10 protein-coding genes and 1 tRNA gene are annotated in these 12,948 nt (G+C 42.5%); 8 read left to right on the forward strand and 3 right to left on the reverse strand.

From position 1 onward, the window contains the following. Positions 1–268: 268 nt before the first annotated feature. The 7 genes from F551_RS0102670 (at position 269) to F551_RS16140 (ending at position 9,273) form a co-directional block, all read left to right on the forward strand. Positions 269–1,603 carry an outer membrane beta-barrel protein gene (locus F551_RS0102670; protein ID WP_018995935.1) on the forward strand — a complete coding sequence of 445 codons (1,335 nt, stop codon included), beginning with the start codon at positions 269–271 and terminating at the stop codon, positions 1,601–1,603. Positions 1,604–1,710: 107 nt separating this feature from the next. Beyond that, positions 1,711–3,933, forward strand: a complete 2,223-nt coding sequence (locus F551_RS0102675) for a GumC family protein (protein ID WP_233355193.1) — start codon at positions 1,711–1,713, stop codon at positions 3,931–3,933. Positions 3,934–4,329: 396 nt separating this feature from the next. Then, on the forward strand, positions 4,330–5,169 hold the full coding sequence (locus F551_RS16135) for an inositol monophosphatase family protein (protein ID WP_018995937.1): 840 nt from the start codon (positions 4,330–4,332) through the stop codon (positions 5,167–5,169). Between the two features lie 20 nt (positions 5,170–5,189). After that, entirely contained in the window at positions 5,190–6,437 is a 1,248-nt protein-coding gene (gene mtnK, locus F551_RS0102685; protein WP_018995938.1) for an S-methyl-5-thioribose kinase, read from the forward strand. A 10-nt stretch (positions 6,438–6,447) separates the two neighbouring features. Beyond that, positions 6,448–7,203, forward strand: coding sequence for a sugar phosphate nucleotidyltransferase (locus tag F551_RS0102690; protein ID WP_018995939.1), 756 nt, complete (start codon positions 6,448–6,450; stop codon positions 7,201–7,203). A gap of 223 nt (positions 7,204–7,426) precedes the next feature. After that, on the forward strand, positions 7,427–8,122 hold the full coding sequence (locus tag F551_RS0102695) for a response regulator (protein ID WP_018995940.1): 696 nt from the start codon (positions 7,427–7,429) through the stop codon (positions 8,120–8,122). Continuing rightward, complete coding sequence (locus F551_RS16140; RefSeq protein ID WP_018995941.1) at positions 8,122–9,273, forward strand: ATP-binding protein; 1,152 nt, start codon at positions 8,122–8,124, stop codon at positions 9,271–9,273. Before F551_RS0102695 ends, F551_RS16140 begins: the two co-directional genes overlap by 1 nt. A 103-nt stretch (positions 9,274–9,376) precedes the next feature. Here the strand turns inward: F551_RS16140 and F551_RS0102705 are convergent. Then, positions 9,377–9,452, reverse strand: a tRNA-Thr gene (locus tag F551_RS0102705). A gap of 108 nt (positions 9,453–9,560) precedes the next feature. Further along, the gene (locus F551_RS0102710; protein ID WP_018995942.1) at positions 9,561–10,040 is read right to left on the reverse strand and encodes a DUF1761 domain-containing protein; all 480 of its coding nucleotides are present in this window, start codon (positions 10,038–10,040) and stop codon (positions 9,561–9,563) included. 145 nt (positions 10,041–10,185) lie between these two features. Here F551_RS0102710 and metG point away from each other — a divergent pair, with 145 nt between their 5' ends. Beyond that, positions 10,186–11,895 (forward strand): methionine--tRNA ligase, encoded by a 1,710-nt coding sequence (metG, locus tag F551_RS0102715; RefSeq protein ID WP_018995943.1) that lies wholly within the window; start codon positions 10,186–10,188, stop codon positions 11,893–11,895. Positions 11,896–11,937: 42 nt separating this feature from the next. Here metG and F551_RS0102720 read toward each other — a convergent pair whose 3' ends face one another. Next, positions 11,938–12,903, reverse strand: a complete 966-nt coding sequence (locus tag F551_RS0102720) for a glycosyltransferase (protein WP_018995944.1) — start codon at positions 12,901–12,903, stop codon at positions 11,938–11,940. Positions 12,904–12,948 lie beyond the last annotated feature (45 nt).

The raw sequence follows: 12,948 nt of genomic DNA on the forward strand, positions 1-12,948 counted from the left end.
TGGAAATCTCAACTGAAGATAAACTCAATTGAGTCAATTTTTATACGGTTTTGAACGAGATCTAAGCAGCTGCTTGGTATGAGAGTTCAGAAAACTACTTGTTTGATGGTTAGGTGACGTCAAATGAGTTAAATTCGACATTTTTTCAAAAAAACTGTCGTATAAATCGAATAATTCTCACCTGTGGTGAATTTTGGCCTCGATATTGCTCGTATAGGGGAAATCCAGGTCTCGCGTACTTAACGCAGAAATGTAAAGGGGATACCTCGTGACCAAATTAATTAAAGTTCTAGGTGTTGGTGCACTGACAACAGCAATGGGAACACAAATAGCTGTTGCTCAGGACGATATGTTCCGCCGCGACAGAATTAAGGGTGCTGGTGAACGTTACCTTCCTGAATTTGAACAGCGTGATATTCGTCTGGGTGGTTTCAAATTACGTTCAGAGCTTGGAGTTGGTGTTGAGTCAAACTCAAACATATTTGCGGCTGGACGCGAAGGTCGTGTAAACGATGGAGGCTTTACATTCTTTGTTGATAACGAAGAAGAGTCTGACATCATTGTAATGATTGTGCCAAAATTGAACCTGACTTCAGATTGGAACAGACACCTTCTAAGTGCCTCTGCAGAAGTAAATCACAGCGAATTCACTGACAATGGTGATGAGAGTCACACAGATTTTGGTGGTTCACTACGTGGTCGTATTGATGTGTCGCGTGAATTCAATTTTACTTTGAATGCAGGATACCAAGATATTACAGAGCGTCGTGGTATTTTTTCAATTAATCAAGATCTCGCAAGTGAGCCTGCTAAGTATAATGTATTTAGCACCGGGGCTGAAGCTAACTGGAAACGCGATTCTCTTCGTTTTACAGCCGGTGTAAATGTTCGTGACTTTTCATACGACAACATCACTTTCACTGACCCATCATTGAACAATGGAATTGCGAATGATCGTTCATTCCGCGACTTCACATACACAGAGCTGAGTGCTCGTGCAGGTTATGCTGTCAGTCCGGATGTATCGTTCTTTGTAAACAGTGCATTCCAGCAGCGTGACTACGATACAGTTCAAATTGGTGGACTTGTTCGTGATGCTTCTGGGTATCGTTTGCAGGTGGGTTCAAACTTCCAACTTTCACAACTCCTTCGTGGTGAAGTTGCTGTTGGATACCTTCAAGAAGAGCGTGATGCAGCAGGTTTTGGAGATATTTCCGGTCTAGCTGTGAATGCTGATGTGCAATGGTTGCCAACGACGCTGACAACAGTTTCCGTGGGTGTGGACAGTTATACAACAGACACTGGACAGCCAAACCTTCCTTCAGCGCTAGTGACACGCGGTGAGATAGGTGTTGTGCATGAACTAAAAAGAAACATTCTTTTGAACGCATCCGCAACATCTGGAGTGGAAGAGTTTGAAGGAACTGGCATTGGGTATAATCAAGGTTTCTATGATTACCGAGCCGGTGCCACATACAAAATGAACCAAAATGCTCATGTGGATTTCACATTGAGTTTCAACGGTCGTGATTCAGATTCTGATCTGCTGGGCCGCAATTTTGATCAAACAGTTGTAGGTGTTGGAGTTAAGCTCTTCCCATAAGGGAGGAGTCTAAATCTGCTCAATTTTAGTATAGTAACAAGCTTTTAAAGCGCGCAAGGACCAAAGTTTTGACCAAGGCATATCCTTATCCAATAGAATCGAATGCAATGAGTTCGTTTCCGGGCAATCAGAGCGGACCTAATCAGGTGATTAGTCTGTCTCAAATCGTTCGCACGATAAGACGCAATTTGATGCTTCTTGTAATCGTGGTGCTTTCAATCTTTTCGGTTGTTGCGTTCTTAACAATGCAAATGACGCCGATTTATCAATCTGCTACAAAAGTGATTGTAGATCAGCGTGAAAACGCAGTTTTAGATGTCGGTGTGTTATCTGGTTTGCCAGCTGACCCCGGCGTCTTTGAAACTGAGCTTGAAATTATAACCAGCCCAGTATTGCTTCAAAGAGTTGTGCGTAAGCTTGAGCTTCAAAAGCACGCCGAATTCAACCCTTCACTTTATGTTCCGACGGATATGGAAGTGTTTCAGGGGAATGTTAAAGGCTATATTTCTTCTCTCCTTCCGGGAAAAGAAGAAGTTGTTGTCGAAGAAAAAATTCTGACTGAAGAAGAAAAAGCTGAACTTGAAATCGTAACAGCAGCTCAAATACTTGCATCAAAAGTAAAAGCTGAACGTGATGGTCGTAAATTCGTGTTTTATGTGACTGCTAGCAGTACGGATGCGGGACGATCAGCTGCTATTGCTAATGCTGTTGCTGACCAATATCTCGTAGATCAACTCGATACACGTTTTGAAGAAACTCGTCGTACAAACCAATGGCTTGATGACCAGCTAACAGATCTTCGCAGTGAACTAAATGCTGCTGAGCGTGCTGTTGAATCTTATCGTTCATCGCAAGGTCTCTTGAGTGCTAGTGGTCAAACACTAACTGAACAGCAAATTTCTGACATTCAGGCGCAAATGATTGCGCAGGAAGCAGAATATTCTGAGCGTCGTGCTCGCTTGGCTGCTGTTCGTAATTCATTGAATACTGGTGCAGGTGCTGAAGCGATGGCAGAAGCACTACAGTCTAATGTGATCAACAACCTACGCACTCAACAGGCTCAGATCACACGTGAGCGTGCTGACCTTGAAACTAAATATGGTCCACGTCACCCTGATGTGATTTCTATCGTTGGTGAAGAGCGTGATTTACGTGCACAAATCGATGCTGAAGTTCGTAGAATTGTATCAAGTTTGGAAAGCGAAGTTTCAATTTCACGTCGTCGTCTAGATAGCCTCCGCGAGAGCTTAGGAAATCTGCGTGGTGAATTAACTCAGAACAACCAAGCCAATATTAAATTACGCGAATTGGAACGTAACGCTGAAGCTTCTCGTACGCTTTATGAGCAAATCTTGTCTCAGTTTATGGAAACTAACCAGCAAGAGACAATTGAAGATGTAGATGCGCGTGTTCTGGCTTACGCTGATGTGCCGATATCTCCAGCTCTTCCGCGTAAAGCTGTAAACTTTGCTTTGGGATTGTTTCTTGGCCTAGCAGCCGCTGGTGGTATCGTAATTGTCATGGAGTTGTTGGACAATCGCGTATCTTCAGGTGAAGAAATTGAAGAGCGTAATGGTGTTCCATTCTTGGGCAATGTACCTCTGCTTCCATCAGGAATTGGATCAAAAGTGAAGCCTGGTAAGTATTTGATTGAGCACCCAATGTCTGCATATGCAGAATCGATGAGAAACCTGCGTGCATCAGTTAAATTCGCTAACATTGATAATCCAGCTAAACTGGTAACCGTGACTTCTTCTTTCCCTGCTGAAGGTAAAACAAGTTTGTCTCTATCATTGTCGCGTATGTCTGCAATGACAGGTTCTCGTACTCTTGTTATTGATGGAGACTTTAGACGTCATCAATTGACAGAAACATCAGGATTGAAGCCGAAGGTTGGTCTTGTTGAGTATCTATTGGGCGAAGTTGAGCTTAAGGATGTGATCCAAAAGGATACGGAAACTGAGTTGGACATTCTTCCGCTTACATCATCACGTAAAACAACACGCGATGTGTTTGGATCTAAAACATTTGACGCAATGATTGAGCGCTTAAAAGCTGATTATGACTTGATTATTGTTGATACTGCACCGCTTCTTCTTATGGCAGAATCTCGTGTTATCGCAGCTAAATCAGACCAAGTACTTGTCGCTGCTCGTTGGCGTCGTACTAGTCGCGCGGCTCTTGCCCAAACTCTGGGTGTGTTGCGTGAATTTAGTGCGAACATTGCGGGTGTGGCTCTTACATTTGTTGACCTCAAACGTTTATCGAAACACTCAGGTGCTGCGTTGAGCAATTACAAAGCTTATTCAAAATACTATATCAACAACTAGATATAGTTTTGAACTAAAACTAAATTGCCCCGTTCTGTTTAAGCAGGGCGGGGTTTTTGTTATAGTTCGTAAACCTCTATGTCTGACTGTCTATTTTGAATAGTATAAGATAGTCTTATTTCCTCCTCGAAATCAGATATAGGGGAGGTCGGGATGGCCAATAGTGCCCACCTGAAAGTAATTTTTTGATCAATAATCGTGTCAACTATGCAAAATTCACTCATTCGTCTAACTGAATTTTAGTGAGCTCGTTGTAAAGAGTTCTTACAGAACATAAATACAAACGTATTTCCCTATTAGAATGTATTCTTGAATTATTAGATTGGCACAATATGTGCAGCTATTGAATTGCTGCTCTCTTGCGCAGTTTAGCAAATGAATTGAAAGGTTGGAAAGTTGGAATTCTTCACGAAAACGGCTGTGGATGCAGCAGTATTGGCCGGAAAGCACTTGCTGAGTGAATACAAGCGTCATCATATTGAGGTTTATGGTGTCGACACTCTATCAGTAGGAAATCGAGGTTTGACAAAAGAAATTACTTCGATCCGTGATCATGAGGCAGATCAAATAATCAAGGATCTGATTTCTGACCGCCATCCAGAGCACAATCTTCTGACAGAAGAAACAGGTTTAGTAGATAATGGGAGCCCTTATACTTGGGTTGTTGACCCATTAGATGGTAGTTCCAACTATGTAAACCACAATCCATTCTTCGCGGTTTCAATCTGTCTAGCATACAATAACCAACCAATTACCGGCGTCATATTTGCACCACTAATTGAAGAACTTGCTGTTGCGCGCAAAGGACAAGGGTGCACAGTCAATGGAAGACGAGTTAGCGTATCTGACACAGGAGCTCTTTCCAAAAGCTACTCAGTTGGTTGTCCTGGTGGAGATAAGACTAATAGACGTTTTTCTAAAATGAGCTATGCCCTAAATGAAAATATTAAAGATTTCCGAAAAATGGGCTCTGCAGCCATTGAAGCATACGTAGTGGCAGCAGGTCGTGTAGATAGTTTTGTTACATTGAATATATCTCCATGGGATATAGCTGCTGGTGCTCTTTGTGTCGAAGAAGCTGGTGGTAAAGTGACCAATTTCCAAGGTGAACCTTGGGATATGACCAAATCAGATGTTTGTATGACGAATGGTGTGATCCATGAAGATGTTCTTAAAACTATTCAACTGGTGAACCCTAAATCTGAAGAGTATTCAGACAATAGTCTAATTGGATAACCTTAAGAGTAAATTGCGTTATGTATACAACATTAACTCGTGAGACCGTTTCTGAATATGTTCTAGGCTTAGAGCGTTGTCGGGAAATATTGGGAGAGGGTGGAGAGCTCACCGTCTCTGAGATTGGTGATGGTAATCTGAATTATGTTTATCGTATTCAACGTTCTGATGATGCTAGTCGTTCGGTAATATTAAAGCAGTCTGTTCCTTATCTGCGAATGGCAGGTGAGAGTTGGCCTCTGAACAAAAATCGCATGCTTATCGAGATTAAGGCGTTAGAGGCTTATAATAAAATCACGCCAGATTTTGTGCCAGACATTTATTATTCTGATGAAGAGATGTGTGTCTTGATAATGCAGGATTTGGGTGAGGTTAAAGTCCTACGTTATTCCATGATCGAGGGGGATACTTTCTCTGGTCTTGGGGGTGATATTGGTTGTTTCTTAGCCAAGTCTTTGTTTTCGACAAGTTATCTGGGTATGCAGAGCGTAGAGCGCCGTGAGTTAATGCAAGATTTTATGCTTAACGATGATTTATGTAAGCTTACGGAAGAGTTTATATTCACATTTCCTTTCATTGATCACGAGTCAAATTATCAGAATCGTGAGATGAATGAATACGCGTTGAAATTATTCAGGAATGATAGGGAATATTTGGAAAGTGTGCTGCACTATAAAGAATTGTTCCTAAGCAAGACTGATGCGCTAATCCATGGTGATTTGCATACAGGTTCTTTAATGGCGGCATCGGATCAGACATATGTTATTGATACCGAGTTTGCTTTCTTTGGTCCATTTGGTTTTGATGTTGGAAAAATTATTGCGAACTTCCTAATGTCTTATACATCTCACTTTTACCGTGAGGGTGGGGCTGAATTTCAGGTGTGGGTGCTTAAGGAAATTCAATCGATTTGGAATGTGTTTGAAAAGGAATTCTTACGTCAGTGGAATGACTCTCAAGGTTCGGCACTAATTTATCAAAATTCACTTGATGCAGATCATCTAGCTGTTTTTAAACAAAACTTTATGAAGCGCATTTTCGAAGATGCAATTGGATTTTGCGCGTGTTCTCTAGCCCGTCGTACGATTGGTATTGCTGGAGTAGCCGATATTCGTGACATTGAAGATTTGGCGATACGTGCAAAGCTGGAAATAATGAATATCGACCTGTCTCATCAGTTGATGAGGAACCGAAAAAATATGACCTCGATTGATGAGTTGGTTTCAGCTCTAGAGGAATTCTACGCCAACAAGACATTAGAAATTTAGGGGACTATTTATGACGAAATCAATGATCGGTATTATACCTGCAGCGGGAAGTGGTGTTCGCGCACGTCCATATAGTTATGAGATCCACAAAGGTCTTTTTGAGATCGATGGTCGTTCCAATATTGCACGTACAATCGATATTATGCGTGATGATCTGGATATAGAAGAGGTTGTAATTATCCTTGGTTATATGGGAGATGCAATTCGTGATACGTTTGGTGATGGGGCCGATTTTGGCGTTAGTATAAAATACATTGAAAACTCCCACCTTGACCGAGGTTGGGCTTGGTCTGTTGTGCTAGCAAAACATCTATTGGCAGGCCGTCATGCTTGTATCATGTTGAGCGATGAGTTCTATCTGAACACAAATATAGGTGAGATTAAATCCTCAGTATCAGATGACAATATGGTGACAGTTGCAGTCAAACGTGAACAGGATGAAAGTCTGATCAAGAAGAATTTCTCTGTAGAGCGCAGTGATGACCGTATTATCCGTTTGGTCGAAAACCCTGTTACAGTGAATAATGACATATTGGGAATGGCTACTTTTATTGTGAACCCTAAAGTACTGACGGCGTTGGAAGAAGCGTTTGATCAGGGGCGTCCTAGTATCGAGTTTGTGAACTTTATTGATGAGCTCATTAGAGATGGTCACACTGTTAAGGCGTTCGACTTCGAGGGTGAATACATAAATTTGAATGATGTTGCCAGTTTGGAAGCAGCAAATGACATGGCAATTCGGGAAAGATTGAATAGTTCAAAATAAGTTCAAGAAAAACTTGAGAATGGAATTAGTTTTAGAAACTATAGATTGTTATGGAATACATCAACAACTAGATATAGTTTTGAACTAAAACTAGATTGCCCCGTTCTGCTTAAGCAGGGCGGGGTTTTTTGTGGAAGTGTTCTCCATAATCTCTCCATAAAACATGGACAATGTATTCAGGCGCAGAAAATATGTTTGAGTGTGGTTTTGAATGTGAGAAAACATGGATAATGCTCTTATATTGATAGCTGAAGATGAAGCAGAAATTGCTGAAATTGTTGGCGTATATCTAGAAAATGCGGGTATGCGCATTGTGAAGGCAACCGATGGGGAGCTGGCGCTTTTGCATGCTAAACAGCTGAAGCCAGATTTAATATTGTTGGATATAAAAATGCCCAAGAAAGATGGCTTGGAAGTTTTAAGAGAAATTCGACGTAATTCAAATATTCCCGTTGTGATGATGACTGCATTAGCCGAAGATATAGATAAGATTTCTTCTCTTCGTCTTGGTGCCGATGATTATGTGGTGAAACCCTTTAATCCACTGGAAATAGTTGAGCGCGTTAAAGCAGTGCTCCGTCGAACTGTCGGTCAGGTCGACAATGAGATAGCGCTTAGAGTTGGCTGCCTGAAAATTGATAGAGATGCGAATGCAGTGTTCGTTTTGAGGGGAGATGAGGAAATTCATGTTTCTCTGACACCAACTGAATACTTAGTGATCGCTCACATGTCATACTCTTCCAAGCGTGCTTATTCTCGGTCGGAATTGGTCGACGCATGTCTTCCAGAAGGAGAGGCTCTGGAGCGCACTGTTGATAGTCATGTCTCTAACACAAGAAAAAAATTGGAAATTGCGGGTGCCAAGGGATATTTGGAAACGGTGCGGGGAGTAGGGTATCGTTTGGAGCCTTTGACATAATGGCCAAACATCAAAGACTTCGTGTCCAGATGTCGCTCTCGATGATTTTGACTGCCATCATTGCTCTATTGATCTTTATTTCAGGAATGACAGCGTTCTATATGCAAATTAGAGTTAGTTGGCTTTCTCATCTATCGGAAGAAAATAGACTGGCGCTCGAGCAATTGATGGCGCGAGAGGAGGTTTCTTCAGAAGCGGTCACTGCCTTGGTTGGAGCGTTTTCCTATTCATGGGATAGTCGATACGGATGGGGAGAAATTACCTACGTTGTGATACTCAGTATTGCTGCAATAGCTATATCGACAGGGATCGGAATTTGGGTTGCAAGTCGAATTAGTAAGCCTATTGAATCGATCACCGAGGCAGCTATCGATGTCTCAAAGGGGGACTATAAGTTTTCAGCTGATCGAACATTATTTCGCTCTCGAGAATCGCAAAACCTTCACGACGCGTTTGAACGAATGACGCGATCGTTAGAACAAGCTGATAGAGAATTGACTGCATCAGCAGCTGCAATAGCTCATGAATTGCGAACACCCCTTACCGTACTTCAGGGGAGATTGGTGGGATTTAAAGATGGAGCTTTTGAGCCAAATGACCAAAATATTTCGGCGTTGCTTCGACAGGTTGAAACTTTGGTCAGTATTGTCAAAGATCTTAAAATATTGGGCGGAGTGGCGGACCGACAACAATTTGAGATCGAAAAACAAGACCTTGAAGTTATAGTTTCTGCCGTTGTAATGGCGTCACGACCTGATCTTGAGGCTTTGAGTTTTGAAATAGGTGTTAATACGACCTCTGTGGAAGCGAATGTGGATTCATCTCGTGTTACGCAGGTTCTCAATTCATTGGTTGAAAATGCCGCTCGTTATGCGCAATCGGGAAACTACATAGAGTTTTCTTTAACCAAAGATGGTGAGGCCGCGCTTTTGATCATTCGAGATAAGGGGCCTGGATTGTCGAATGACGAAAAAAAGCAAGTTTTCGATAGGTGGTGGCGTGCAGATGCATCGCGGAATAGGCAGAGTGGTGGGTCTGGTTTGGGGTTGTCAGTCGTTAAAGCCATTGTGGAAGCACAAAATGGTGAAATCATTGTGTGTGATCCAAGTGATGGCATCGGCGTACAATTTGAAATACGATTTCCCACTTGATGAAAGTGTAGACCATAATTGAGATCGAAACTAAAAAGGGATTAACTCAGTCTCATAACAACTGAATTATCTAATAAACAATATTTCTGGATTTTTTTCTTCATGGTGCCGGCTGCAGGAGTCGAACCCGCGACCTGATGATTACAAATCAACTGCTCTACCAACTGAGCTAAGCCGGCACACCATGAAGAGGTGCTGTAACTAATCTTTTGCGCGACTGGATGCAAGTCCTTTTTTGAAGTTTTTTCAAAAAAAAATCAGCCGCGCGAAAAGTTGCTAAATTTTGGTTATTCAAAGAATGAAAGTACGATTGCACTCACGACATATCCAATCAAAACGTGAGCTCCATCTATCCAAAATAGAGCAAGTGTTTTTTCCGCATAAATGTGGTCGTAAAGCAAAGAAGTTATAGAAAAACCTATTGCTAGAAGAGCAGCAAATCCAGCGTAGGAAGTGAGGCTTGCTGCTCCAGCAGTGAGTTGTCTCAAAACAACTGCCAGAACAATTACGGTAACCAAAGTACTTAAAAATCCAAGCCCCATAGACATTGCTGGGTCGGAATTTGGAAAAGCTTTTTCCCACGCAGCTTCTAGGCGTTCCGGAGACATTTGACGAATCGAATCAAAGTCTGCAACTCCGGTTGATGCTAATGTGTGTGCCGTCCAATCTTCAGTGAACAACACTCCATAGAACACAAATCCTATCATATAGAACGCGATTGTCGCCAAAACGACACCAATAACGTTAATTCCACCTATTCTTGGCATCTTTTAACCCTCCTTAGAAACCAGCTCTTTTCAATTACCCATTGAGCGCGCTAAACAACCCTACAATAACGCCCAATTCGGTCATTTTGTATGCCTAGGCATGTGACCGGCTTGTTACCTTACTCTATTATGACGAAATTGTAATATGTCACGCATTCTGATCACGTCCGCTCTTCCATACATCAATGGTGTAAAGCACCTAGGGAACTTGGCTGGTTCAATGTTACCTGCGGATGTTTATGCACGGTTTAAGCGTCTGCAAGGCCATGATGTTTTGTATATTTGCGCCACGGATGAGCATGGAACTCCAGCGGAACTTGCCGCGGCTGAAGCTAATGTGAGCGTCCAGCAATATTGTGATGAACAACACGAAATTCAGCGTGCTGCAGGTGAGGGGTTTGGATTATCTTTCGATTGGTTTGGACGCTCTTCTGGAGAGCAAAATGCCAAATTGACACAAGAGTTTGCAGAAAAATTAGAAGCAAACGGATTAATCGAAGAGCGAACATCAAAACAGGTTTTCTCAGTTGATGATGGCCGTTTTTTACCGGATCGGTATGTAGAGGGGACTTGTCCTCATTGTGGGTTTGAAAAAGCGCGCGGTGATCAATGTGATAGTTGCGGGCGTTTGCTTGATCCGGTTGATTTGATCGAGCCGTATTCTGCGGTTTCTGGCTCAAAAAATATTGAGATTCGCGATACCGTTCATTTGTTCCTTTTACAGGAGAAAATGCAGGCGACTATCCGCTCGTGGGTAGATGAAGCGGAAAACTGGCCGCAGCTTGCAAGATCCATTGCGTACAAGTGGTTAGATGAAGGTCTTCAGGACCGAGCCATTACGCGTGATCTCAAATGGGGAGTACCTGTTTTAAAAGATGGAAAGCTTCGTCCAGGTTTTGAAGATAAAGTTTTTTATGTCTGGTTTGATGCGCCTGTTGAATACATTGCTGCAACTCAGGAATGGGCTGAAGCCGAAGAGGGACGTGATTGGGCAAGTTGGTGGCGCAAGGATGAGGGCGCGGATGATGTGTCTTATGTTCAGTTTATGGGAAAAGATAATGTGGCGTTCCACACTGTCTCATTTCCGGTCACCATTTTTGGGTCTCAAGAACCCTGGAAAACGGTTGATAAACTAAAGGCGTTCAACTGGGTGACATGGTATGGTGGTAAATTCTCAACGAGCCAAAAACGCGGCGTGTTTATGGATCAAGCACTTGATTTATTGCCGGCAGATTATTGGCGTTGGTATTTGATTGCAAATGCTCCTGAGGGATCAGATGCACCTTTTACTTGGGAAGGTTTCCAGTCTGCAATCAATTCTGATCTCGCAAATGTGCTTGGAAATTTCGTAAACCGGATCACAAAATATACGGTTTCGAAATTTGATGGTGTATTGCCGGGCGAAGGCGAAGTAGGAGAAGACGAGGCGTGGTTGGAAAATGAATTGAAACAACGACTTCCACAGCTTGTGTCTTATTATGAGAACATGGAGTTTAGGAAGGCAGCAGCCGAGACGCGAGCAATTTGGGCTGCGGGGAATGAATATCTCACAAAAGCCGAGCCTTGGGTGAAATTTAAAACAGATAAAGATGCTGCGGCTGTTGGTGTTCGATACGGATTGAACCTTGTGGCTCTGTTCGGAATTCTAGCTTTGCCCATCATTCCGGAGACTGGGAAAAAAATTCTGGATGCTATTGGTGTGCCTGAAGCAAATAGATCATTCAGATTAGATGATGTGTCGGGCATATTGAATGCGCTTCCAATTGGTATGGAAGTCAGAGCGCCGGATGTGTTGTTCTCAAAAATTGAAGATGCTCACGTGGAAGAGTGGACTGAAAAATTTGGTGGAGGTTAATAACGCCAAAATTCAGTTTGAATCATTTGAAAGGCAGGCTATTTAGTCTGCCTTTTTTGATCCGTATTCTTCATATGTGCCACCAAACGCGTATGACAACATTCCTACCCCTCGGGCAACCGTGAAAACGCGCTTGCCAATGGTGGCGTCAGTTTTCCCAAGTTTGGTGACCCAACTAATTCCCAATAGTATACTTCCAATGCTTGTACGTATTAAGCCATCTATAAGTGCTTTTATACGTCTGCTTGAGTTGGATTTATGGCGATTTATAATGATTGAGTCGGTTATGCCTGTGCGATACCAGCGTTTCCACAACCAACCCAAACTTGACCTGTTTAAGGGAACATCTTCATCAACAACAGCATTGGGAGCGTTTGATAAAGTGCAGCCAGCATCATGCATCTCGTAGAAGAAAAGTGTGTCTTCTCCTCCCGTTAACGACATTTCTTCTGAAAATTTGAGGCCAGTACGTTTTATTGCATCCAGAGAAATCAAAGAATTCCCAACACCAGCTGGAGTGTCTGTAGGGCCCGGCTTGGGAAGTTCGATCCCATGAGGCTTCGACGCTGATATCCATTTGGGCGTATCATTCTCGTATTGAGATATGACGTTTCCGAAAACAGCATCGGCGGAATCTTGTTTTTGCTGTTTTAGAAGTTCTTCCAGCCAATTTGCGTGCGCAACTTCGTCATCATCAATGAAGGCGACAAATTCGAAACCATTTTTGAGCCCGATTTCCAACGCAGTATTGCGGACATGTGTTACGCCTGGGCGTTTTTCCCATTGATATTGCACTTTATAAATGCTGGTTTCTGAATAAGTATCATATACTGATTGGGCGCTCCGATCAGGATCATTGTCCACGATTAAGATCGTGACTTCATTTGCACTCAGCGTAGAGAGCTTCAACTTTTCCAAACTAGATAATAATTTTTCAAGCGGCGCTTTCCTTTTATAGGTAGCAATAGCGACAAGAATTCTTGAAATCGAGTTGGATTGGTTTGGCACAGTATCACTCTAATCATATTGAAGACATATACTGATATGCAATTG

The organism is Hirschia maritima DSM 19733 (genome assembly GCF_000378345.1).
GTDB lineage: Bacteria > Pseudomonadota > Alphaproteobacteria > Caulobacterales > Hyphomonadaceae > Hirschia > Hirschia maritima.

Excerpts from the sequence above, each read along its gene's own strand:
- F551_RS16140 (WP_018995941.1), top strand. The coding sequence starts at position 8,122 with ATGGCCAAACATCAAAGACTTCGTGTCCAGATGTCGCTCTCGATGATT.
- F551_RS0102690 (WP_018995939.1), top strand. The coding sequence starts at position 6,448 with ATGACGAAATCAATGATCGGTATTATACCTGCAGCGGGAAGTGGTGTT.
- metG (WP_018995943.1), top strand. The coding sequence starts at position 10,186 with ATGTCACGCATTCTGATCACGTCCGCTCTTCCATACATCAATGGTGTA.
- mtnK (WP_018995938.1), top strand. The coding sequence starts at position 5,190 with ATGTATACAACATTAACTCGTGAGACCGTTTCTGAATATGTTCTAGGC.
- F551_RS0102675 (WP_233355193.1), top strand. The coding sequence starts at position 1,711 with ATGAGTTCGTTTCCGGGCAATCAGAGCGGACCTAATCAGGTGATTAGT.
- F551_RS0102710 (WP_018995942.1), bottom strand. The coding sequence starts at position 10,040 with ATGCCAAGAATAGGTGGAATTAACGTTATTGGTGTCGTTTTGGCGACA.
- F551_RS0102695 (WP_018995940.1), top strand. The coding sequence starts at position 7,427 with ATGGATAATGCTCTTATATTGATAGCTGAAGATGAAGCAGAAATTGCT.